Source organism: Mesotoga sp. B105.6.4 (genome assembly GCF_002896535.1).
GTDB lineage: Bacteria > Thermotogota > Thermotogae > Petrotogales > Kosmotogaceae > Mesotoga.
The window spans coordinates 32,493-55,349 of record NZ_JWIM01000049.1; the positions used below are offsets into that span (position 1 = coordinate 32,493).

Here is a 22,857-nt window from a genome sequence, read left to right on the forward strand (position 1 = left end):
GGGGAGAAGATGAGCTTCTCCCCCATGTTTTCTTACATCATCTTTCGGAGGTTTCGACATGAAGTTCAGAGAACTTATCGATGCAGTCCCCGACTACAAGGAGTTCTTCACAGTCGAGGAAATGAACCATAGATCGTTCGAACTCGCAAAGAAGTATCCAGACAAAGTCAAGATATATGAGGCAGGAAGATCACGTGCCGGAAATCCAATCTATGTTCTGGAAATTGGTAAAGGTAAAAAGAACGCACTTCTGTTCGGCTGTCCTCATCCAAACGAGCCGATAGGTGCAATGATGCTGGATTTCCTGAGTGAGAAGCTTGCAAGCGATGACGCTTTTCGCGATGGATTAGACTTCACCTGGCATCTGATAAAGGTAATTGACGTCGATGGCACAAAGCTGAATGAGGGGTGGTTCAAAGACTCTTCTTCAATAAGAAAGTATGCAGGCAACTTCTACAGACCGCCGGGCCACGAACAGGTTGAATGGACCTTCCCTGTTGATTACAAAACTCTGCATTTCCACTCGCCATTGCCGGAGACAGAAGTGCTTATGAAGCTTATTGAAGAGAAGAAGCCCGATTTCATGTACTCTCTTCACAATTCCGGGTTTGGAGGGGTCTATTATTATGTGAGCGACGCAGTTCCAGAACTCCATGAAACTTTCAGGAAACTTCCAGGTTTGTTTGGTTTGCCCCTTGCTCTTGGAGAGCCGGAAGCGCCTTTTTTGGAGCAGCTCGAACCTGCTATTTTCAAGCTTTTCGGAATGGCTCAAGAGTATGATTATCTAAAGAAGAATCTTGGTCCAAACAAAGACCCAGCAGACGTCATCAAAGCCGGTACTAGTTCTGATGATTTTGCTTCATCCGTGGCCGATACGTTTTCCTTGGTTTGTGAGATGCCATACTATTATGATGCAAGGGTCGAAGACATGTCTGAAGCAGAGATTACGAGGAAGGAAGCGCAGAGATTCAACTATCAGAGGTCCGTCGAGAATTTTGAGTTTGTGAGCGAAGTGTTGAAAGCGCTTGAACCTTACGTTATAGACAGAAAGTCGCCGTTCTACAGAGTCTTCAAGAATGTTCTTGAAACCTACCCAGATCAACTTCAAGCGCAGAAGAATTGGATTGAAAATGACCAGTCTCTGGAGAGAAAGGCAAGTATGGCAGAGGTCTTTGATAATAAGATTGTCAGCCAGTTCTATCAATCATTGATGCTAGGGATGCTAAAAAGATTGGTCAGGGAGAATGATGACGGATCGGAGAAGCTGTCGGCAATCTCCAAGATGGCAGATGAGGCATTTGAGAGGAAAATGGAGTATCTTGAAGAGAATCTAAACTACACTACAATCCCCATAAAGAGTCTTGTCAGTGTTCAGCTGATTGCAGGTTTGAATGTTGCCGATTATATTCAGAGAAGGGAAAGCCGGATATCGTGAAAGTATATTTCCTGAAGAGGTTTCTCGAACTTATCCCGGTCTTCTTTGCAATATCGATCATAATATTTGTGATAATGAACTCCATGCCGGGAGATCCTCTCCTCCAGATGAGAATGCAGAATCCTCGGGCAATGGCCAACGATCCTCAGAGGATGAAGGAACTAAGGGAGTATTATCGCCTTGATGATCCTCTTCCGGTGAAATACTTCTCATGGCTGAAGAGTGTTATGATTGGCGACCTGGGATATTCGAGCATGTACAAGACTCCGGTAATAGACCTCATTTTTTCACGGCTACCGAATACTTTAATCCTTACTATCACCGCATGGTTGATTGGGCTGGTAGTAGCTCTTCCTATTGGGATACTTTCGGCAGTAAAGAAATATTCTGTTTTCGATTACTCAACGACTGTATTTGCTTTTGTGGGAATCTCTTTGCCTGGATTCTGGTTTGCTTTGATCGCGATAATAATTTTCAGCGTTGGTCTCGGTTGGTTTCCCGTTTCCGGTATGTCAACCTATGGGGTCACAGGTACTTGGAATGTCTTTGTTGACAGACTGAGACATCTCGTACTTCCCGCCTTTGTTCTAGGTTTGGTACAGGTTGCTTCTTGGGTAAGGTATATAAGAACGTCTCTGCTGGAAGTTCTTGATCAGGATTATGTTAGAACTGCGTATGCGAAAGGGGTTCCCGATAGAAAGGTCATCATCAAGCACGCTCTTAAGAATGCTATGATACCGATTATCACCATAATCGCCCTAGACATTCCGTATTTCTTCGGCGGAGCATTGATCATTGAAACGGTCTTCTCCTGGCCGGGAATGGGGAGACTTATGTACAACGCGGTTATTTCAAGCGATTACAATCTGGCGATCAGTTGTCTGATGTTCCTAGCGATTGTAACCCTAATATCGAATCTGGTTGCCGATTTACTGTATGTGTTGGTCGATCCAAGAATCAGAATGGGCAGAAAGGGAGCTTAGCTATGCGAAAATTCTTCTATAAAAGGAAACTTGACGAAATCGAGGAGAAGGCGCGCCCGATCCATATAAACAGTTACAGGCAGTTGGTATGGGCAAAGTTCAAGAGTCATAAACTTGCCGTGTTAGGTGCCGTGATGCTCGTTGCAGTTGTTATATTCACTCTGATAGGTCCGCTCTTCATCGATGTGGGCTACGAGGACATGGATTTCTCTAACCTCTTTTCTCCGCCGTTTACAGAAGGTCATTTATTCGGAACAGATGAACTGGGACATGATGTGCTTGTTAGAGTAATGTATGGAGGAAGAATATCTCTATTCGTGGGTTTCGCCTCTGCAGTCATAACCACTCTCATTGGAACTGCCGTAGGTTTGTTTTCAGGCTTCTATGGAGGACTGGTAGATAGATTCCTGATGAGATTTGTAGATGTGATGCTTTCTATTCCTATGTTTCCAATTCTAATCACCCTTACACTTGTCTTTGGCTCCGGGATATCTAATATCATTCTAGTGTTAACGGTCTTCGGCTGGATGGGTGTTTCCAGGTTGGTCAGGGGACTGGTTTTATCGATAAGAGAGACCGAGTATGTTATGTCGGCCAAAGCTATGGGGGTCAGAAATGTGAGAATCATTCTCAGACACGTTCTGCCAAACGTAGTACCAATTGTAATTGTCTCTGCAACATTGAACATGTCTTACGCGATTCTCGCCGAGTCGTCCCTTAGCTATCTTGGGCTTGGCATACAGCCTCCCATGCCGTCATGGGGTAATATGCTTCAGAGAGCCATGAACTATATTCTTGGCACAACTACTGGGGTAAATCCATGGTGGCTTACCGTATTCCCGGGATTCTTCATATTCATCACAGTACTGAACGTGAACTTTCTTGGAGATGGACTTAGAGATGCTCTGGATCCGAAATTTGTGAGTGAGAGTTGAAAAGCATGGAAAGAATACTCGAAGTTGACAACTTGAAGATTTCCTTTAAAACCCAGCTTGGAAGGATAACACCTCTAGACGGGGTCTCCTTTAGTCTATCAAAGGGAGAGACTCTCGGGATCGTGGGAGAATCTGGCTGTGGCAAGACAATCACAGCTTTCTCAATAATGAGGTTGCTCCCAAAGAACTCCTTTCTCGGTGAAGACACAAGAATTGCTTTCAGAGGGAAGGACATTTCGACGCTCGGCAAGGAAGAGCTTCAGAGGATTAGAGGCAAGTCGATATCTATGGTATTTCAGGAACCCATGACCTCATTGAATCCCCTCTACACGATCGGATGGCAGATTTCCGAAGTATATAGACTGCACGAAGGTCTTAGTGAGGAGGAGGCAATGACGAGGAGCGTGGAAATGCTCCGGCTTGTTGGGATTCCAGAGCCTAAGAAGAGAGTCACGGAATTTCCTCATCAACTGTCTGGAGGAATGAGGCAGAGAGTAATGATTGCTATGGCGCTCGCCTGCAGCCCGGAGGTGCTCATTGCCGACGAACCAACTACAGCGCTTGACGTAACCATTCAAGCCCAGGTTTTGGAGCTAATGAACGAGCTGAAGGATAAGTTCAGCACAGCCACGATAATCATTACGCACGATCTGGGAGTAATTGCCGAAATGTGTGATCGAGTTCTTGTGATGTATGCCGGTCAGATTGTAGAGAGCGGTGGGATATTCGATATCTTTGACAGTCCAATGCATCCCTACACAAAGGGGCTGATCAACTCGATACCGAAGATAGAAATTTCCAAGAAAGAACAGAGAAAACTGAATGTTATAAGTGGTTATGTTCCGCATCCTTCAAGCTTTCCTGAAGGATGTAGATTCAGGCCCCGGTGCTCGGTGGCATTTGATAGGTGCCTGGAAAAACCTCCTCTGATCGATTTTGAGAACGGGCATTCAGTTCGTTGCTGGCTTTTCGAAAGGAATGATCGATGATGTTATCTCCAATGGTAGAAATCAAGAATCTGAAGAAGTGGTTTCCTATAAAGAGCGGTTTCAGAAAAAAATCGCATCTTAAGGCTGTAGACGGCGTGGATCTGCACATATTCAAAGGTGAGACTTTAGGACTTGTCGGAGAATCGGGTTGTGGAAAGACTACAATAGGAAGAACTCTAATAAAAATCTACCAGCCTACAGATGGAGAGTTTCTTTACAGAGGGGGAGGTTCCACGGATGACAACGTAGATATCTTCTCTCTTTCCGAATCGAAAATGAGACCCTTCAGGAAAGAGATACAGATGGTCTTTCAAGATCCATATGCATCTCTCAATCCGCGAATGACAGTACATGACATAATTGCGGAAGGATTGAGAGTACACTCCGTTGGCAAGAGTAAAGAAGAGAGAAAGTCTATGATATCCGATATCCTTGAAAAGGTAGGTCTGAGGCCAGAGTATATGTATCGTTACCCCCACGAGTTCTCCGGAGGGCAGCGACAGAGAATAGGAATAGCCAGATCGATGATCCTGAATCCTGCTCTTGTCATTTGCGACGAGCCTGTTTCAGCGCTTGATGTATCTGTCCAGGCACAGGTTATAAACCTTCTTGAAGATCTAAAACATGAGTTCGAGCTGACTTACCTATTCATTGCACACGACCTCGCGGTAGTAAAGCACATTTGTGACAGGATTTCGGTTATGTACCTGGGAAAGATAGTGGAAACCGCGGAGACAGACGAGCTTTTCAATAATGCGCTTCATCCCTACACTCGCGGACTGCTTTCTTCTATCCCCGTGCCGAATCCTCATTTGAGAAAGACTGGAAAGAGAGAGATAGTGAAAGGAGACATACCTTCACCTGTCGATCCGCCCGATACATGCAGATTTGTAAAGAGATGTCCGAAAGCCTTCGACAGATGCGGTAAAGAAAGCCCGTCGCTTAAAGAAGCAAGTGACGGTCATTTTGTTTCGTGTTTTCTTTATGGTGAATGAGGATTGCCGTGAGCAGCCTATCAAAGTTTCTATGGGCCTAAATGCTCGATTGCGGAAACACCATGAGCGTTCCTTAGTCGAAGATGTATATCCAGGAGAACATTGTGTCGATGAGTTGTCTGTCGACATGTCTGAACTCATAGTAGTGATCGGGTGTTGACAAGCCATCTCTTACAGGCATGAAATAGTGGTCCAGACCGGGTAATAACTGGAAATAGACGTTGATTCGTGTCCAGAGTGCATTCATAAACATTATGTAGTCCTGAACGGTTGACTCGAAATCTGCATCACCCTGGACTATTAGGACCGGTATTTCCAATTCCCTTATGGTCTCAATATGATTCATTCTGTCAAGTTCATAGTAGTAGCCGGCCGTTGCCGCAAGAACAGGAGTACCTGGGGGTAATTTGCCATCTAGCGCGGCCTGCAAGTAATCTGTAAGAAGTTGTGTCTGCTGCCCTCTATCTGTTTCGTAAATCGATGCAAAGTACTTCTGCTTATCGATTATTACTTGAAGCTCTCTTCTGGCCGGGGTGGCAAGAAGAATAATCCCATCAACTCTAGGGTCTCTGGCGGCGATTACTGGGGCAACTCTGCCTCCGAGTCCGTGCCCAGCAAGAAATATTGATGAAACTGACGGTATTCTCGACGCAGCGGTTATTGCACTGACGACATCCTCAATCACTTCTGTTTCGATGCTAGGAGGGGTTTGAGATAGCCGCTCTCCGAATACAAAGGATCTCTTATCATACCTCAGAACGGCCACACCTTGAGTCGCCAGTCCCCAGGCTATCTGCCTGAATGGTTTGTTCGGCCCAATTGTAGAATCTCTGTCCATAGCTCCCGAATCATGTATGAGAATCACAAGTGGATACTTGTCAATCTCTTTGGGAACGGTAATTACTGCGGGAAGCCGGTATCTTCCCTCGCCAATTGTTATTTCAAACTCATCAAACTTGCTTGTATCGATATACTCGGCTATACTTCCCGGTTGAAGAGTCGGTTGAATTACAAAAGTGTCGACCTTTCCCTGATCATCAATTACTACGTTGAAATCTATAAATCCTCTCTCGAACTGAGCGTGAAAGATGAAGACCGTGAAACCTCTTATCTCGCTCCTCTCTGTCGAGAAGACAAAAAGATAGTTTCCGTACTCGTCTCTTAGCTGCTGGAATTCTCTTTCCATTTCTTCAACATTGTACAGACCTTTTGCCCGCACGCTCTGCATTTCGTATGCAAGATAATAGTTGCCACGCAACAACAACTGAAGGTACCTATCGGCCAGTACCTCAGACCCAAGGAGTAATGTGAAAGCTAAAAAAGCTGCAATTCCTGATGAAATTATCCTTTTCAACCCTGGCTTCTCCTAAAATAAGATTCCAACATTTTCGTTTCTAACTCAATGATAAACCAACAGCCCTCAATTGATGAAATTAAAACGGAGGGCGTTTGCCCTCCATTTACAATAATCAGGCTACTTCATACCAAAGGCATCTCAAGAACCTGAACTATCCATTATCTTTTCGCTGTTGAAGACCTTTGTCAAGAAGTATATGAACAGAGATATGTAAGCCAGATTACTCAACAACATTAGCACAAATCTCGTCATCACAAAGTTAGCAGTAATAATATCCTTCATTACGAAGATGGAGTTTACAAGCGGGATGAAGTAAAGCAGGAGGTTATCGGGTGACTCCATCTGCATAGTTGCAACTCCCAGTACTATTGCGATAATATATATGGGCATCACATAACCGCTTCCCTCTTTCATGTTTCTTGCTAAGGAGCCAAGGAGAACAATTAAGGCGGCTGCGAGCCCAGACATTGTCACCAGTGTAATGAAGAGACCAAAGAGAGTTGTGGCTGACAGGGATGAGAAATTGAGCTCACCAGCCCCAAATGCAGGTCCTCCAACTCTAAAAGCGATTATCAGGCCGATGAAGGTGAATATGCTGTTCAAGATCGCAATAGTCATTACATACAGAATCTTCCCTGCAGCAATTGATGATCTCGACACCTGATTAACAAGCAGGACAGGCATGCTTCCCCTCTCTTTTTCGCCCGCAGTTGTGTCGAGGCCTATATTCATGGATCCGGCGAAGATGTAAATGAGCAGCAAGTACGGGATCAATGTGGCCAGCAGCTCTGTTCCCTGAGATTCTTCCGGCGCAACATCTCTTTTCTCTACACTTACTAGATTGAGATCTTCGAGTGTCAATCCATGTTCGAGAAGCTTCTCCGAAAGAAGTAGAGATGAATATGACAATAGGGCATTCTGAACTATTTGAGCCCCATACGAAGAACCTCTTGAAGTCGAATTATAGAAGAGACGCGCATCCAACTTCTCTCCACCACGAACTCTTTCCGCGGCATCTGCGGGAAACTCTACCATGATTGAGTTTTCCTGGTTTCTGACCGATTCTTCGCTAAGATTTTCGTCAATTTCAAATGAAATCATCTGGTCAAGAAAACTCAGGAACCTCCCATCGGGTAAATTAACTATCTTCAGCTTGTAGACTGTTTTTTCGTAGGTTTTGGCTTGGGATGAAGAAACTGTGTTCATTACGAGGAAGATCACTGGCATGATCAACATCGGCAAAATAAGAACTGCGAAGACAGTTCGGGCGTCCTTGAATATATTCTTGAGTTCCTTTCGAAAGATAATTAGAGCATCCCTAAACAATCTCAATCACCCCTTCTCTGTCGGCAATCTTAAAGAACACGTCTTCAAGATTGTCTTCGCCAAACTTCTCATAAAGCCCTTCAAGAGTGTCGTCTTCAACTAGCCTGCCCTTGAAGACAATTCCAACTCTATTACATAGCTTTTCGGCAACAGACATGATGTGAGTGGAGATTATTATCGTCTTTCCCTGGTCGCGGTAGTCTTTGAGAAAGTCGGTGACTGTTCTTGCCGTAAGGATGTCCAGACCGTTTGTGGGTTCATCAAAGATTATTACTTCGGGATTATGAATAAGACTCACTGCGATAGCAGCCTTTTGCTTCATTCCTGTAGAGAGCTTCCCGATTCTCTTGTCAAGGAAGTCATTCATATCCAGATATTCTGATAATTCCTTTGTCCGTCTAGAGATATCTGTGTCCCTCATATGACTGAGTTCGCCGTAGAATTTAAGCAGTTCCTTTGGTGTAAGGTTTCCCGATAGTTTCATATCGCTTGTAAGGAAGCCGATTCTCTTACGAACTTCTGTGGGTTGAACTACGCAGTCGAATCCCATTACGCTTGTCTTTCCTCTGTCTGGCTTGAGAAGAGTTGAGATAATTCTGAGGGTTGTAGTCTTTCCGGCACCATTTGGCCCTAGAAGGCCATAAATGCTCTTTGGCTCGGCGGAAAAGCTCAACGAATCGACTGCTACGACCTTTTTTCTTCGACTTTCGAAAGTCTTTGTGATTTTCTCAACCTTGACCATTTTTTGCCTCCTAAAAACGTTTGTTCCAGGGTGTAGAATAGCATTCTGTTGTTAATGTGAAGTGAAGAAATAAGAATCGCAAAAAAATATTTCATTATAGCGTGGATATGGATTAATTATATTCACAACGGAATTCAATTATTTCAATCCTTGATAAATTATAGTATAATTTGTCATAAGAAACGTGCTTGGAAATCTTAGTGTCGACTCTTCGGAGAAGGCTTGCTTAGTGATGAACAAAATACCATTGCATTAGGAGGTTCTAGATGAAGGTAGAAGATTCAAGATATCTAAACGATAAACGGGACTTGATGAAAAAACTTTTGCGTTCTCTGGAACGTGACTTTCCTTACGTTTCAGTTCTCGGCACGGATGTCAGGGGTAAACAGTACCAGGTGATGACAACTGGGATTAGCGTGAACGATTCGAGATGGTCCGAAAGAGGGTTCGTGCTCAGGATTCATGATGGAAGAGGTTACTTTGAATTCTCGTTTAATCAAATGGGGAATCAATCAATTGAGGAAATTGTCAAGTATGTCAAGAGAAAGCTTTCTGCGTTCAGGAAAAGTATGAATGAGAAAAGTCTAGATGCTTCAGCAGTATCGATGCTCGAAGAAGAGGAATCAAAACTCTGTTTCAATGACGAAGTTGGAATTCTTCCGGGTTCTCTTTCGGCAGGAGAGATAATCGATAGACTTTCTTCTTTTAAGGATACGGCTCACGAACTCTCCAATGAAGTAATAACTGTAATGGCCCTCATGGAAAACGTGCAAGTGAGTAAGCTCTTCATTTCTTCCAGGAAGGAGCTCTCACAATCCTACATCTGGTCTCAAGGTTATTTGCACGTCGTTGCCAGAAGAAACAAGAAGACCAAGTATAGTATGAAAGGTTTTTCGGGACTGAAGGGTCTGGAGGTTCTAGACGAGATGGAAGCGTTCGTCGGAAAAGTCGTCGAGAATGCTCGACTTCTGCTCTCGGCCGAGAGAATAGATCCAGGTGAGTACGATGTAATTTGCTCGCCCGATGTTGCGGGACTGATTGCTCACGAAGCTTTCGGACACGGAGTCGAAATGGACATGTTTGTGAAGGGGAGGGCAAAGGCCGTCGAGTATCTGGGAAAGCAGGTTGCGTCTGAGTTAGTTACGATGCATGACGGAGCGGCCGGTGTAAGAGAGGTTTCATCTTACGCTTTTGATGATGAAGGCAGTCTGGCAAAGGACACGGTGATAATAGAAAAGGGAATTCTCAAGAGGGGAATTTCAGATTTGATTTCTGCATCTGTTCTTGGAACTGAGCCGACCGGCAACGGTAAGAGGGAATCGTTTGAGAGAAAAGCATATGCACGCATGACGAACACATATTTCTCTCCGGGAAAAGATGATCTAAAAGATATGATCGAATCAATAGATTATGGTTTTCTTCTTGAGGACTATTACAGTGGAATGGAGGATCCCAAAAACTGGGGGATTCAGTGTGTCATAGCCTACGGACGCGAGATCAATAAAGGCCAGTTTACAGGTCGCATAGTATCTCCAGTAATGATGACAGGATATGTACCTTCATTGCTGAAGTCGATTTCCATGGTATCTGGAGATTTCAAGCTCTCAGGAACGGGAGCCTGCGGTAAAGGTCACAAGGAGTTCGCTAAAGTCTCTGCGGGCGGACCATATATTAAGGCAAAAGCGAGGTTGGGATAATGATAGAGACGATTGTAAAGAACCTTGAAGCAAATTCAGTAGATGCATGGAGAATAAGGGAAGAGAACATTGAGAGTGAAGAGTATTTCTTTGTAGGGAACAAAGCAGATCTTGGAAGGGCGAAAAAGGTAAAGAAGTATGAAGTAACTGTCTACCGTGATTTTGAAGAGGGCGAAAAGAAATACAGGGGAAGCTCGACGGTTACTGTAAACCCGGGAACAACGGTTGAGGAAATCGTCCAGTCAATACAGGAGGCCTTTTTTGCTGCAGGTTTCGTTAAGAATCCCTGGTATCCAATGGCACCGGGATTTTCACGGAGATTCGAAACAGCCGAACATGACCTTCACGATCTTTCAAGAGATGCGATCGGAGCAATCTTTTACAATGAAAAACCGTCCAATTCATGGTTGAATTCTGTTGAGATTTTTGTGACGAGAAACGGGTACCACATTCTCAACTCTGAAGGTCTCGATGTGACTTTTTCAAAATATAGAACATACATCGAAAGCATTGTAAGTTCTTCTGGCAGAGAGGAAGTTGAGCTGTACGATCAGTTTCTCCTTGCGCTTCCCGATGTTGAACGTATAAGGGAAAGGATTTCCAGGCTACTTCTGATGGTCTGTGAAAGGGCTAATGCTGTTCCTACGCCAACTTTAGACAGGATACCGGTAGTACTTACGGGAGAGCCGGCGAAAGAGGTAATGAGATACTATTTGAAACAGGCAAATGCACGTCTTAAGTATGACAGGATATCCGAAGTTGAACCTGGAGACTCTGTTCAGTCAGGAGAATCGGGAGATAAGATAGCGCTTGAAGTCGTACCGGAACTTGAAGGTTCATACTTCAGCCTTCCTGTTGACAATGATGGTTTTCTCATTGAGAAGAGGACGGTTATCGAAAATGGGATCTTGAAGGATTACTGGGGTGACATCAAATATTCCCACTACCTGGGAATCGAACCAACAGGTGCTGTTCTGAACTTCTCGGTTGGTCGTGGCAGTCTCAGCATTGACGAGATGCGAAAAGTTGATCATCTGGAGGTTACTAATTTTTCGGCAGTTGACGTTGATGAAACAACGGGTGATTTCGGAGGAGAGATCAGATTAGGCTGGTATTTCGATGGTTCGGAGAGAATCGCGGTGTCGGGAGGTTCAGTAACCGGTAATCTAAGAGAACTTGATTCAATCTATCTGTCGAAAGAGACAGAACTGGACGGAGATTACTATGGACCGATCTCGATAGCAGTAGAGGGGTTGAAGATTTCGGGTGAGTAGTTTTTGCGAAGGTGCACATGATTATTGAGACAATAAGAATGAGGCATTCAACGAGGAAGTTCCTCAGTTACGACCTGTCTGCTGAGGAGAAGGAAAGGCTAATGAACTTCTTCAGGGAGCTTCCTACTCTTCATTCTTTGCACCTGAAATGGACCCTTAGAGATCTAAACAAAGGATCGGGTGTTATATTTGCACCGTGTCCCGAAAAGCCGAACTGCCTTGTGGAATACGGATTCCAGGGAGAGATCATTGTTCTGGAAGTGACCAAGATGGGATTAGGCAGTTGCTGGAATGCCGGGATTAGAGAGGAAGGCTCTCCTGCTGGGATTATCCTTGGTAAGGAAGATTCAGGGAAGGTAACTTTAAACGATGTCCTTACCGGAATGGGGAGAAGGAAGGAGTTGAAATCTCTTGTCGAGGGACCGTTGCCCAAAGATGAGAGGTTGCTTCAAATATTGGAATCATGCAGACTTGCCCCTTCTTCGATGAATAGGCAACCCTGGAGATTCAACGTTCAGAATGGCGATCTATACATCTGGACAAAAGGCAACGTGATTGGAGGGGGTCACTGGATAGATCTTGGGATTGTGCTTTCACATGCATACATCACTGCGCTTGAGTTCTTCTCGAAGGTTTCGATAGAAAAAGCTGCCAGAGACAAATACAGAGTGATCATGAGTTAGCGGCTAGTTGTTGCTTCGTTCTGAAACTTTGACTTCCTGCAGACATCGGATTGCGAAAAGAAAAGGTTCTTCTCGTTCATTCTCTAAGTAGTCTTAGAGAGTTCATAACAGCTACAAGAGTTACTCCGACATCTGCAAATACAGCCCCCCACATGTTCAAGAGACCCAGAGCGCCAAGGCAGATGAAAAGGATTTTTATTCCCAAAGAGATTACGATGTTTTGGATAGCTATGGTATTTGTCAGTCTTGAAAGCTCTATCGCTCTCGCGACTTTTGTGAGGGAGTCACTTGAGAGAACTACGTCTGCTGTCTCTATCGTTGCATCTGCTCCAGAATTTCCGATAGCGATCCCAACGTCAGCTCTAGCGATTACCGGGGCGTCGTTTATGCCATCGCCAACGAAAGCTGCATGTTTCCCTCTTCTCAAAGCCGATTCCACAATGTTCATTTTTTCCTCGGGGGTTGCTCCAAAAACGAAACCATCAAGCTCGAGGCTGGTGGACACAGAGGCCGCGGCATCGTAGTGGTCACCGGTAAGCATCACTATCTCCTTGATCCCAAGTTTTCTCAATCTAGCCAGGGCTTCTGACGAATCGTCCTTAAGAGCATCTGACAACTCAAACACTCCCTCAATGCTGCTATCTATTACCATAAACAGCTTGTTGGATCCATTGTCTCCCTTGTACTCGATTCCAAGATCCTCTAGGAGGCGATAGTTGCCGACACTGATTTCCTTGCCGTCGACTTCGGCTTTGACGCCCTTCCCAGCTATCTCTGAGTAGTTGGAAACGCTCTTGTAACTGGGAATCTCAGAGACCAACCTAACGAAACGATCTGCAATAGGATGAGTAGAATAGCTCTCAATAAGAGCTGCATATTCCAGCAACTCTCTTTCACTGTATTGGCCAACTTTTTCCATTCTAGTGATTTCTGGTTTTCCTTTAGTAAGTGTCCCCGTCTTGTCAAAAAAGATCGAGTCTACTTTTCCTAGAGACTCAAGATAGTTGCTTCCTTTGAAGAGTATTCCTTCTCTCGAAGCCTTTCCGATTCCTATGAAGTAGCTTAATGGCACGGATATTACCAGAGCGCATGGACATGAGATTACAAGGAGTATTAGCGCTCTGTGAAGCCACTCAGATATCGTACCTCCCAAAAGCAAAGGCGGGAAGATGGCGACAGATGCTGCAATCAATATTACAAACGGAGTATAGATTCTTGAGAATCTTGTGATGAAACGCTCCTTGCTCGACTTTCTCAGAGTTCCTTCTTCTACCAATTCAAGCATTCTGCTTGTATATGACTTCTCAAGAGTAGCTGAAGCTACAACTTCTATCACACCGGACTTATTGAGTGTTCCTGCGATAACAGCGTCTCCTTCACCGACCAAAACAGGATCGCTTTCTCCCGTAAGAAGCGATTTGTCGAGTGAAGTGCTTCCTGAGTCTATTACTCCATCGATAGGGATCCTGTCACCAACTCTCACAATGAATCTGTCGCCGGGCCTAATCTCTCTTGCAGGTACTGTCTTCAACACTCCATCTACCATTTGAACAACTTCATCAGCTCGAAAATCAATGAGTTCTTTCACCGATCTCCTAGACTTCCGCAAAGCCAGCGATTCCAGAAGCTCGCCAAGACTGTAGAAGATCATTACTGCCACTGCCTCTGGCAGTTCGTGAATCAGAAATGCACCCAGGGTCGCCACAGTCATCAGGAAATTCTCATCGAAAAAGTCTCCCCTCAGAAGGTTCTTCAGGGCCCTCAAGAAAGTATTGCCACCGGCGACGAGATAAGCGATCACAAACAGACCATATTCGAGAAACTCTCTGTCTCCGTGAAGAATTGTGGACAAAGCGATCGCAATTAGAAGCAGAGCTGTTGAAACAATCAGTCTTGTCAGTTCCACAACGGGAAAGTCTCTCACAATCTTGGAGTGTTCTAGCAGTGAGAGTTCTGGATCTTGTTCCTTTATTATCTCATTCAGCTCGTCCAGTGAGTGATTATTCTCACCATATATAACAACAGTTGCAGAAGAGAAATCAATCTTTGCATTAATCCCTGATCGTTCAAGCCGGTCTTCAATTTTGACTGCGCATTTAGGGCAATCTAGACCTTCAATTCTGTACTTCATCATCCGACTCAACCTCAACCAATTCGTCAAAGTGCTCTTTTGCGATCTTTATCAGATCAATAACGTGATGGTCGCCTAAAGAGTATAGGACTGATTTCCCTTCTCTTCTACTCGTTACGAGTCTGAATGACCTAAGTAGCTTGAGATGATGAGAGATTGTTGGTAATGTTAATCCAAGAATTTCTGCAAGATCACATGTGCATAAGTCGGCGTTTGAAAGGAGGAAGACGATCTTTGTTCTGGTCTCATCGGAAACAACCCTAAAAAGCTCCGAAAGACCTGAGACTTCTTCCGCAGACTTTCTGTATCTCTCTTTGTCGACGTGGATTTCTCGACTTGGGCAAAGGGTGCTCACCAAAAACCCCCTTAACGATTAGATGGTTATCTAATCGATTATACTTCTTTTGGCTGCACTGGTCAAGTTATTTGCCCAATACTCTCGCAGGCGTTGAAATAAGAAGCCCCTTACCACCAAAAGTGAAAACACCCTCAACGTAATAGACTGTCGGTTGTTCAAACGAGAATTCAATTGCCTGGTTATCTTCGATAACCTTGAAGTCAAACTCTGATCTTTTGAAGTCGCCTTCAGGAGAAGAAGATGTGAAGATTCTTAGTTCCTTCAGCTCTGAGTCCCCTCTCTCGACTGTCGGGATGAACTTTGTGGAACTCCCGGATCGTTCTTCTGAAATGCTCAATGAAGGGAGAATCTCTCCCGCATTGAGATTATGGATCATCGAACTGATTGCTTGGGTTACCGTAAAGACTTCGTATTCATGTCCTGCGTTCGCAGCGTAAACCATGGAAGAATAGCCTGATAGTTTGTCTTTGTACAACCTTGAAGCGTCTATTGGCCAGTAGGGATCGTTAGTTCCAATAACAATAAGTTTCGGGATATCGAGTTCAGAACGATAGGTGAAGGGATCTATGTACTCAAGCAAATCTCTCTTTGTCGGATCATCTAAATTATCTAGGATTCCACTTTCAACATATTCTCTTATTGAGGGACTAAAGCTTCCCCAGAACTCGAGCTGATGTTCCATTTTGCAGCGACATTCAGATTATCAAACGTGATGGGAACGATTCCTGTAACTCTCTTATCCATGGCAGCGGTGAGCCAGCAAGTCCATCCCCGTTTAGACCCGCCTGTCAAGATGAAGCCGTCTACAGTGTCTCCGTTATCCCTCGCATAGTTATCTAGGAGACTCATGGAAATGATGGTCGATTGAACCACAGGTAAGAGAGCGGGCCAACTGTAGTCACCGGTCTCAATGCATTAGGAGAATGAGTAACTCAATAACCAATCCTCCCTAAGGCCACCAAAGAGGGGTTGGTTTGGAATATCAAATAGGACTGCAACATATGTTCGGTTTTGAAGTGCCAGCAATCTAAATAGGGAGAGTTCTTCCTGAGAATACTTGAAATTCCCTGCGATGAATACTACCGCAACATTAGATTTCACGCTGGGCGGTCTAATAATCATTAGGTGGTTCTGCCACTGAATATCCTGTCATAAAACGGAATCGAATCGAATTGTTTCAATCTCTATCAGTCCTTGCGAGGGTGTATCTACAACATGTGAGTTTGCTTCTTGGAGGGTTGAAGGAAGAGCGTGTGTTTGGAGAAAAGCATTTATTGTGACTCCTGAAAGTGCAGTTGCAGCAATCAAAATTGACGAAATGACATAATCCTCATATCAATCACTCAATACCTTTTCCAGAATATTGGTAACTACTCTTAGCCTATCAATCACATCATCCGGTGCAACGATCCTTATCGCTTCATTTGAAGCAATAAACATTATCAGGTCCCCAAATCGGAAGAAGCGATAAGTTTGAAGCTTACTGTCAAGTTCAAAGGTAACCTCTTTGAATTCAGCCTCGCGGGGAACCACTCTGTTCCACAGCATTGGCTCCTCAACGTAGTGTATGCTGGAGACTCTTGCTGTCTCAACTGTGTCGGTCCTTATGATACATAGATGTCCATCTTCGTGTATTCCGTAGAATACCTCGTGCCTCTGGTCAAAGCAAGCAGGATGGAATAAGAATTCACTTCCCCCTCTAAGAACTAGCCTCACCGCTTTCTTCCGCTCGACTGCTTTCAGTAAAGTGAAGCTCACCCGATCCTCAGCTATCATCTGTGATTTCATGCTGTCTTCGAAGAGAGAAGGAAGGCGGTAAGACTCAGAGTAGAAGTATTTCCCTCTTTTTCTAGAGTACTTGAGTGGTGCTCCCAGGTTTATTCTCAAGTATCTGAAGTCCCTTAATGCCTGCCGGCTTGAGATTCCGAACTTCTGAGTATACTCTTTCATGGAGGCTTTGTCGTTGGTTGACAGGCGGTTGTGAAGCCAGATAATTCTCATTTCTCTAGACATGTCTGCCACCTCCGGTAGCTCGGATGAAGCCTGCCATCTTCGCAGAACCGTATTTGAAGATGATAGAATTGCATTAGTATTATACAGAATTGAATAGACTAAATCCAGAAGAGAGCAATGGAGAGCGTATGATTAGAGGGATCATTTTCGATCTGTTCGGCACTATTGTAAGTAATAGAAGGCTTTTCAGACCAATTTGCTCGAAAATGGCAGAAGACGTTGAAGTTCAATCGGAAGAGATAGAAAGAGACTTTGTCAGTCTATACAGAAGGTACTTCAATGACTGTCATAAGATGCCGTTTCAACCTGAGAGATACTACTACTATCTCCTTATAGCGGATCTCATCGACAAGTACAAGTTGCCGGGAGATATGGAATCATACTGTAATTACATGTATGATTCTTTTTCAGAACTGCCGGTTTATCCCGATTCAAGGGTCTTGAAGAGGATCTGCAAGGACTATAAAGTTGCAATTCTGACGAATGCCGATGACGTCTTTGTCAGAAAAGTGGTTGAGAGAAATAGAATCCCTCATCATGTGCTATTGACTTCCGAAACGGCAAGATCATATAAGCCTTCAGAAGTGATTTTCAACGAGGTTCTTCTAATGTTGAAACTTGCCCGGAACGAGGTTTTGTTCGTTGGCGACAGCATACAGGTCGACATGCTTGGAGCCGCCGGAGCTGGAATTAAGGGTATACTTATTGATCGCTCAAAGTCTTATTTTGATTACGCACCCAGAATCGAAAGTTTGGAGGATTTGCCTAGTTTGCTAAGGCAGTATTGAGAGCAGATTCGAATTCTGTCAGGACTCTGTCGATATCATCGCGCGAGACATTCAGATTCGTCACAAAGCGCCACTCTCCACCTTCTGGGGGATTTATCTTAATACCTTTATCCAGCAGTGTTGCTACTATAGGTTGTGAACTGACTTTCTTCGTGATTCTGAAGAAGACCATGTTTATATCCAGCCTTTCATTGAAGACATCCACATTTGGGATCTTCGAAAGGCCTTCGGCGAGATACTTCGCATTACAATGGTCGATTGAAAGACGATCTGTCATCCCTTCTAGAGCATATATTCCTGCTGCCGCGATGATTCCGACCTGGCGCATCGCTCCTCCCATAATCTTTCTTCCCTTTCTTGCTTTGGCAATGAACTCCTTGGTCCCGGCTAGCATTGAACCAATCGGCGCCCCAAGTCCTTTCGATAGGCAGAACATTACCGAATCGGAATTTGCGGCGATTTCTGCCGGGCTAACCCCTGAGGCGATTGCAGCGTTGAAAATCCTCGCTCCGTCTAGATGGAGGGGGACATTTCTCGCTCTTGCCAATTCGTAGACTTCACTCATATACTTTAGAGGGAGTGTTATACCGCTTGAGTGCGCGTTTTCAAGGCAAATGAGGCCGGTTCTAGGATAATGAAGGTCTTCTGATCTGATCGCTTTCCTTATTCTCTCCACAGAGGGCATCCCATCGTCACAATCAAGGGTTCTCATTTGAACGCCCGCTATGACCGCAGAAGCACCTGCTTCGTGAACTATTATATGATTTGAGGCCGGGATTATTACTTCATCACCCCTGAGCGTGTGAGTAAGAATTGAGAGCTGATTTCCAAAAGTTCCGGAGGGTACAAAGAGAGAGGCCTCCTTTTTGAGAATACTTGCTGCTATCTCTTCAAGCTTGTTTACTGTCGGGTCGTCTCCGTAAACATCGTCTCCTACTTCGGCGTTGGCCATCATCCGGCGCATTTCCTCTCCTGGAACTGTAACTGTATCACTTCTAATATCGATCAGCTTCACGACAGCACCTCCAAAGGTTTGTTATGAAAACAATTATAAACCAAAATCACGATATTGAAAAAAAGCCGGATCTGATGATCCGGACTATATGGGGTTCCTATCTAAGGGGGATAGGGGGGTTATAAACTATAATTATTCTAATTTGTTTTTGTTAATATCACTTTGTGTTAATGGGGCAACATTATGCAGGATGAATTACTTATTGCTTAATACCTGATCGAGATATTAACCTAGCGCTGTCTGAAATCAATGGCTGTAGCTACACTATATAGGTGCTTATAGAAATGACACTGCAAAATGCAGTAGATAGATGTTACGCTAGAAGAAAGATATTCTCGAGAAAAAGAAAAATCGCGGTTCCGGCAAAGCCTTCATATCTTGCCTGCTCTTCACTGTTCTCGAAATGTTCTCTGTGTACCTTATCTAGCCTTCTTCTTGCGCCGGGTAGGGTTCTTAGAAACCTATCAAGTGTCTCGCAAGGGTAGCGATCGGATTCTCCACAATTTGAAATAGCCCTTTTTTCACAACAGATCTTGAAGGGCAACCTTCGCACAGTCTGAAATGCACATCACCGTGGCAACCGCTGCAGTTGATATCCATGAAGTTGAGGTCGAATCCGAAATCTTTTGACCATCTACTTGCCGTTTCCCTTCTCATTGAATCATCGTTGGCTAGAGTGGCTCTGTATGTGTCGCACTTAGTGCAGTCGATCCCGCAGAATGCTATCATATTCATACCACCACCTGAACCTGCGACAATCAATAGCGTCTACTCATGAGTAGAGCATAGCATTATGAGAGAAAAAGACAAATCTATGGAGGTAGAACTTGAAACCAATAGTAACCGAAGAGGTTTACAAAGTGAGATACTACGAGCTGAAGAACGATTGGAAGGCCTCAATTTCTGCTATTATGGATTATTTTAACGACATAGTCACTCTTCAGACAGTTGAGATCGGTCACGGCGTGGAGGTTATGAGTAAGGGCGAATATGCCTGGCTTCTGCTTCGTTGGGATATTGCAGTTAGCAGGTATCCAGATTTCATGGAGAGCGTGGTTGTCAGGACTACCCCGCATTCAATGGACAGGTTCTATGCTTATAGGCGTTTCGAGATATTCGACAATTCAGGGCTACGTATTGTTGAGGCAAATTCGCAGTGGATCTTGATCGATCAGAATCGACGAAGACCTGTTCGAATTGGAGAAGAGCTCTACAGAAGATATGGTATTGACGAGGGTTTTCACCGACCACTTTCTTTCCCTAAGATCTCTGTGTTTGAGTCAAAGGGAGAAATGACTACTCTGAGAGTTCGAAAGTCAGATCTAGACACTAATGGTCATTCGAATAACGTATCGTATGTCAAATGGCTTATGGAAGCGATTCCGGAAGAATTTGATGGCAAGACACTTCGAAGACTTACTATTGAGTACCGGCATGAATCTAGAAAAGAGGATGAGGTTCTTGTGGACGGGGTATTTCAAAATAAAAGTAGTTTCGTTGAGGGCCTTCATAGAATCAGCAAGCGTGAAAAGCTTCTGACGCTAGCCAGAACAGAGTGGATATGAAGGACGGTGTGTGCCGTCCTTCTTAAACAAGAGTATCTGGATCTACGTAGTCTTCCAGCCAATAGGCATCAGGATTTCTATCGAAAGCCATAAAGAGATCGTATCTTCTGGGATCTGCGGCTCTATGGTACTTCATATATATTTTGTTTTCATCAAGACCTACATATTCAATCTTTCCCGTTGCATGAGACATAACAAATCGAGCTCTCTTGGCAAGGCCCGAGACACCGTCTATCGACTTCTTGAAGATTTCGTAACCTCTTTCGGCAGGGACTGCGTAGGTGTGATTGCCTTTTGTAGGTCTGCACTGGAATACATAATAAGGGGGAATCCCAATGAACGAGAGCTTCTTGAATAGATCTGTCATGACCTCAACGCTGTCGTTCACTCCTCTTATCATAGGTGTTTGGTTGCATATTACCGCTCCGGCATCCCTCAAAATGTTTAGGCCCTTTACCGCTTGATCTGTCAGTTCTCTCGGGTGGTTAAAGTGGGCCATTATATAGATTCTCTTCTGTGGAGTACTGTACTTACTGATCATTTCTGGCAGATCGGGATCGTTTATTATCCTATAAGGATTGAATGCAACCATTTTACTCCCGAACCTTATTATGCCCACGTGATCTATTTCTCTTAGCTGTCTCACAATGTCACCGAGTTTTTCTGTGGATAGTATTAGTGAGTCTCCTCCTGTGAGAAGAACATTTGTAATCTCTCTGTGTTTCCTAATATACTCTATTCCTGGCCTGACGTCATTCACTACCTCTTTGTTGTCTGTCGAAAAGAGTCTCTTTCTAAAGCAGAACCTGCAAAAGCTTCCACAGACCTTCGAAACAAGGAGCAAAGCAGTATCTGTGTACTTGTGTTCCGTTCCAGGGGCTACAGCATACTTGTGCTCCTGAGAAGCATCCAAATCCCCCCACTCGTCGAGTTCTTCAAGATCGGGAACGATTATCCTCTTTATTGGGTCGTGAGGATTATTCCAGTCAATAAGTCCCAGATAATAGTCGTTGGCCCTAAAGGGATAGACTTCCGTAACCCTTCTTATTTCTCTTATCCGTTCTTCACAAAGGCCCTCGATTTTGTCAACACTTGTGAGGTATTTAGGACTATGCAAATTCACCACTCCTTACATTTGGATTTAGTTACACTAGAACACTTCTCTTCTGAATCGAGAAGGATCACAAAAAACCAGATTCCCGGACAACTGGACTACTCAACGTTAACCATGAAGCTACACTTATCCTAGAGGAACACGAAGAATCAATGATATTAATCATACGAGTAAGCCAGCTTCGCACTCAAGAAACATGAGTCTGTGCACAAATAACGATAAATTATAACACATGAACTACTCTGCCTCGCTTAGATCGACGCATGATCTTGTTATGGATCTTCAAATGAGCTTTACAAGACCATACACCTAGGGGGTATAGAGAGAAGTGAAAAGCCCCTCCGGAAAGAGGGGCTAGTATTGGTGAAATATCGGGAGTTCTATTCGGTCACTAGAATGATATTTCCCATGTAATCGCCTGCAGGAGAGTATATCTTTCTGTTGAGTTGAGAATCAACATCATCAAATACCGCAGTACCGATTAAAGTATCTCCCGATTCGTTGACCGCGAAGAAGTGAATCTCATTGAAGTCGAAGATCCAGTCTGTTTGAATTACTGACTGTCTTTCCCGAGACAGAATCTCGTGCTGACCAGCAACGATTCTTACCAAATCACTATCAACTGAGCGAAGTGCATATGAGATTATCGTTACCTTTTCTGAGGTTTCAACCATAACTGTGAATCGATTCTCTGTTTTCATTCCCTTTTCGTCCATGACTTCCAGGAGGACCTCATTCTTTCCGATATCTTTTCTGGTGGGAATGAATGAATACCTCCCTTCAACTACTTCGCCAGGTCCCGACAAAAGTCTGAATTCAAGATTATCGCCATCTGGATCGCTCGCGAACTCTCTAAGGTATAAAGAATACTCGCTTCCTACCTCCGCGATGCCGTCTGGTATGAATAGATCTGCTGGTCTGTTCTTGTCTCTCACGTCTATTCTAATAAGAAGGCTATCCGACAAACCGAGGCTGTCGTATGCAGTGACAGTGGCGAGTTTCTGCCCCTGGTCGTTGTAGCCGGGAGAGAATACATAACTGGACTCCTCTATTCTTCCATAACCTTCCATCTCAAACTCAAGATCATCTCCATCGGGATCGAAAAAGAGACTGCTCAGGTCCAGGTTAAGGGTGAATGTCTCCATAATCGTTGTATTCAGCGAAGGGATGACCTTGACAGGGGCTCTGTTCACGTTCTCAACGTCCACGGTAAATGTGCCGATGCTTTCGAGTCCCTTGCTGTCTCTGGCAAGCAATTTGACTTCATGAGTGCCTTCTGAGTCGAAATCGGGAGAGTAAAGATAGTGACCATCTTCGATCGCGCCGGGTCCTTCAACGATTTCGAAATCCAAATCATCTCCATCGGGGTCGAAAACGAAAGCCCTGAGATATATCCTTAAGGTCTCACCCTCTTTAACTCCCCAATCTGGTATAGATACTGTTGGCGGTCTGTTGAC

At 44.4% G+C, this 22,857-nt stretch carries 20 protein-coding genes and 1 pseudogene; 10 read left to right on the forward strand and 11 right to left on the reverse strand.

Annotated features, from left to right (window positions below):
• The first annotated feature begins 58 nt into the window (after positions 1 to 58).
• Genes RJ60_RS10790 through RJ60_RS10810 form a run of 5 tightly spaced genes read left to right on the forward strand, consistent with a single transcriptional unit; the run spans position 59 to position 5,337 of the window.
• Positions 59 to 1,435, forward strand: a complete 1,377-nt coding sequence (locus RJ60_RS10790) for a M14 family zinc carboxypeptidase (RefSeq protein ID WP_099829959.1) — start codon at positions 59 to 61, stop codon at positions 1,433 to 1,435.
• Entirely contained in the window at positions 1,432 to 2,418 is a 987-nt protein-coding gene (locus RJ60_RS10795; protein WP_099829960.1) for an ABC transporter permease, read from the forward strand. The genes RJ60_RS10790 and RJ60_RS10795 overlap by 4 nt, the downstream gene beginning before the upstream one ends.
• A 2-nt stretch (positions 2,419 to 2,420) precedes the next feature.
• Positions 2,421 to 3,353, forward strand: a complete 933-nt coding sequence (locus tag RJ60_RS10800) for an ABC transporter permease (protein WP_099829961.1) — start codon at positions 2,421 to 2,423, stop codon at positions 3,351 to 3,353.
• 5 nt (positions 3,354 to 3,358) lie between these two features.
• A complete protein-coding gene (locus RJ60_RS10805) occupies positions 3,359 to 4,342 on the forward strand; it encodes an ABC transporter ATP-binding protein (protein WP_099829962.1) in 984 nt (327 codons plus the stop codon).
• Positions 4,339 to 5,337, forward strand: a complete 999-nt coding sequence (locus RJ60_RS10810; protein WP_099829963.1) for an ABC transporter ATP-binding protein — start codon at positions 4,339 to 4,341, stop codon at positions 5,335 to 5,337. The genes RJ60_RS10805 and RJ60_RS10810 overlap by 4 nt, the downstream gene beginning before the upstream one ends.
• A 73-nt stretch (positions 5,338 to 5,410) precedes the next feature.
• Here the strand turns inward: RJ60_RS10810 and RJ60_RS10815 are convergent, their stop codons facing one another.
• The 3 genes from RJ60_RS10815 to RJ60_RS10825 form a co-directional block, all read right to left on the reverse strand.
• Complete coding sequence (locus RJ60_RS10815) at positions 5,411 to 6,691, reverse strand: DUF3887 domain-containing protein (RefSeq protein WP_099829964.1); 1,281 nt, start codon at positions 6,689 to 6,691, stop codon at positions 5,411 to 5,413.
• Between the two features lie 141 nt (positions 6,692 to 6,832).
• Positions 6,833 to 8,026, reverse strand: a complete 1,194-nt coding sequence (locus RJ60_RS10820; RefSeq protein WP_243392324.1) for an ABC transporter permease — start codon at positions 8,024 to 8,026, stop codon at positions 6,833 to 6,835.
• Positions 8,013 to 8,762, reverse strand: a complete 750-nt coding sequence (locus RJ60_RS10825) for an ABC transporter ATP-binding protein (protein WP_099829965.1) — start codon at positions 8,760 to 8,762, stop codon at positions 8,013 to 8,015. Before RJ60_RS10825 ends, RJ60_RS10820 begins: the two co-directional genes overlap by 14 nt.
• A gap of 266 nt (positions 8,763 to 9,028) precedes the next feature.
• Between RJ60_RS10825 and RJ60_RS10830 the strand changes: the two genes are divergently transcribed.
• The 3 genes from RJ60_RS10830 to RJ60_RS10840 are packed head-to-tail and all read left to right on the forward strand — an operon-like array spanning position 9,029 to position 12,416.
• Positions 9,029 to 10,459 (forward strand): TldD/PmbA family protein, encoded by a 1,431-nt coding sequence (locus tag RJ60_RS10830; protein ID WP_099829966.1) that lies wholly within the window; start codon positions 9,029 to 9,031, stop codon positions 10,457 to 10,459.
• On the forward strand, positions 10,459 to 11,733 hold the full coding sequence (locus tag RJ60_RS10835) for a metallopeptidase TldD-related protein (RefSeq protein WP_099829967.1): 1,275 nt from the start codon (positions 10,459 to 10,461) through the stop codon (positions 11,731 to 11,733). Before RJ60_RS10830 ends, RJ60_RS10835 begins: the two co-directional genes overlap by 1 nt.
• A 17-nt stretch (positions 11,734 to 11,750) precedes the next feature.
• Positions 11,751 to 12,416, forward strand: coding sequence for a nitroreductase family protein (locus RJ60_RS10840; RefSeq protein WP_099829968.1), 666 nt, complete (start codon positions 11,751 to 11,753; stop codon positions 12,414 to 12,416).
• 76 nt (positions 12,417 to 12,492) lie between these two features.
• Here the strand turns inward: RJ60_RS10840 and RJ60_RS10845 are convergent, their stop codons facing one another.
• The 4 genes and pseudogenes from RJ60_RS10845 to RJ60_RS10865 all read right to left on the reverse strand — a co-directional run bounded on the left by RJ60_RS10845 (position 12,493) and on the right by RJ60_RS10865 (position 16,918).
• Positions 12,493 to 14,550, reverse strand: coding sequence for a heavy metal translocating P-type ATPase (locus RJ60_RS10845; RefSeq protein ID WP_099829969.1), 2,058 nt, complete (start codon positions 14,548 to 14,550; stop codon positions 12,493 to 12,495).
• Positions 14,531 to 14,902: a metalloregulator ArsR/SmtB family transcription factor gene (locus RJ60_RS10850; RefSeq protein WP_099829970.1), complete on the reverse strand. Its 372-nt coding sequence runs from the start codon at positions 14,900 to 14,902 to the stop codon at positions 14,531 to 14,533. Before RJ60_RS10850 ends, RJ60_RS10845 begins: the two co-directional genes overlap by 20 nt.
• A gap of 67 nt (positions 14,903 to 14,969) precedes the next feature.
• Positions 14,970 to 16,027, reverse strand: a pseudogene (locus RJ60_RS16550) (PhoPQ-activated protein PqaA family protein).
• Between the two features lie 213 nt (positions 16,028 to 16,240).
• The gene (locus tag RJ60_RS10865) at positions 16,241 to 16,918 is read right to left on the reverse strand and encodes a hypothetical protein (RefSeq protein WP_099829973.1); all 678 of its coding nucleotides are present in this window, start codon (positions 16,916 to 16,918) and stop codon (positions 16,241 to 16,243) included.
• Positions 16,919 to 17,046: 128 nt separating this feature from the next.
• Between RJ60_RS10865 and RJ60_RS10870 the strand changes: the two genes are divergently transcribed.
• On the forward strand, positions 17,047 to 17,706 hold the full coding sequence (locus RJ60_RS10870) for an HAD family hydrolase (RefSeq protein WP_099829974.1): 660 nt from the start codon (positions 17,047 to 17,049) through the stop codon (positions 17,704 to 17,706).
• On the opposite strand, the gene ltaE is transcribed toward RJ60_RS10870, so the two are convergent.
• Positions 17,684 to 18,721 carry a low-specificity L-threonine aldolase gene (gene ltaE / locus RJ60_RS10875; RefSeq protein ID WP_099829975.1) on the reverse strand — a complete coding sequence of 346 codons (1,038 nt, stop codon included), beginning with the start codon at positions 18,719 to 18,721 and terminating at the stop codon, positions 17,684 to 17,686. The genes RJ60_RS10870 and ltaE overlap by 23 nt on opposite strands.
• 453 nt (positions 18,722 to 19,174) lie before the next feature.
• Positions 19,175 to 19,450, reverse strand: coding sequence for a DUF3795 domain-containing protein (locus RJ60_RS10880; protein WP_165775364.1), 276 nt, complete (start codon positions 19,448 to 19,450; stop codon positions 19,175 to 19,177).
• 98 nt (positions 19,451 to 19,548) lie between these two features.
• Here RJ60_RS10880 and RJ60_RS10885 point away from each other — a divergent pair, with 98 nt between their 5' ends.
• Entirely contained in the window at positions 19,549 to 20,286 is a 738-nt protein-coding gene (locus tag RJ60_RS10885; RefSeq protein WP_099829977.1) for an acyl-[acyl-carrier-protein] thioesterase, read from the forward strand.
• A gap of 22 nt (positions 20,287 to 20,308) precedes the next feature.
• Here RJ60_RS10885 and RJ60_RS10890 read toward each other — a convergent pair whose 3' ends face one another.
• Positions 20,309 to 21,403, reverse strand: coding sequence for a KamA family radical SAM protein (locus RJ60_RS10890; RefSeq protein ID WP_099829978.1), 1,095 nt, complete (start codon positions 21,401 to 21,403; stop codon positions 20,309 to 20,311).
• Positions 21,404 to 21,780: 377 nt separating this feature from the next.
• Positions 21,781 to 22,857: Ig-like domain-containing protein (locus RJ60_RS15580; RefSeq protein WP_374704112.1), on the reverse strand; the 1,077-nt coding region annotated here is incomplete at its 5' end.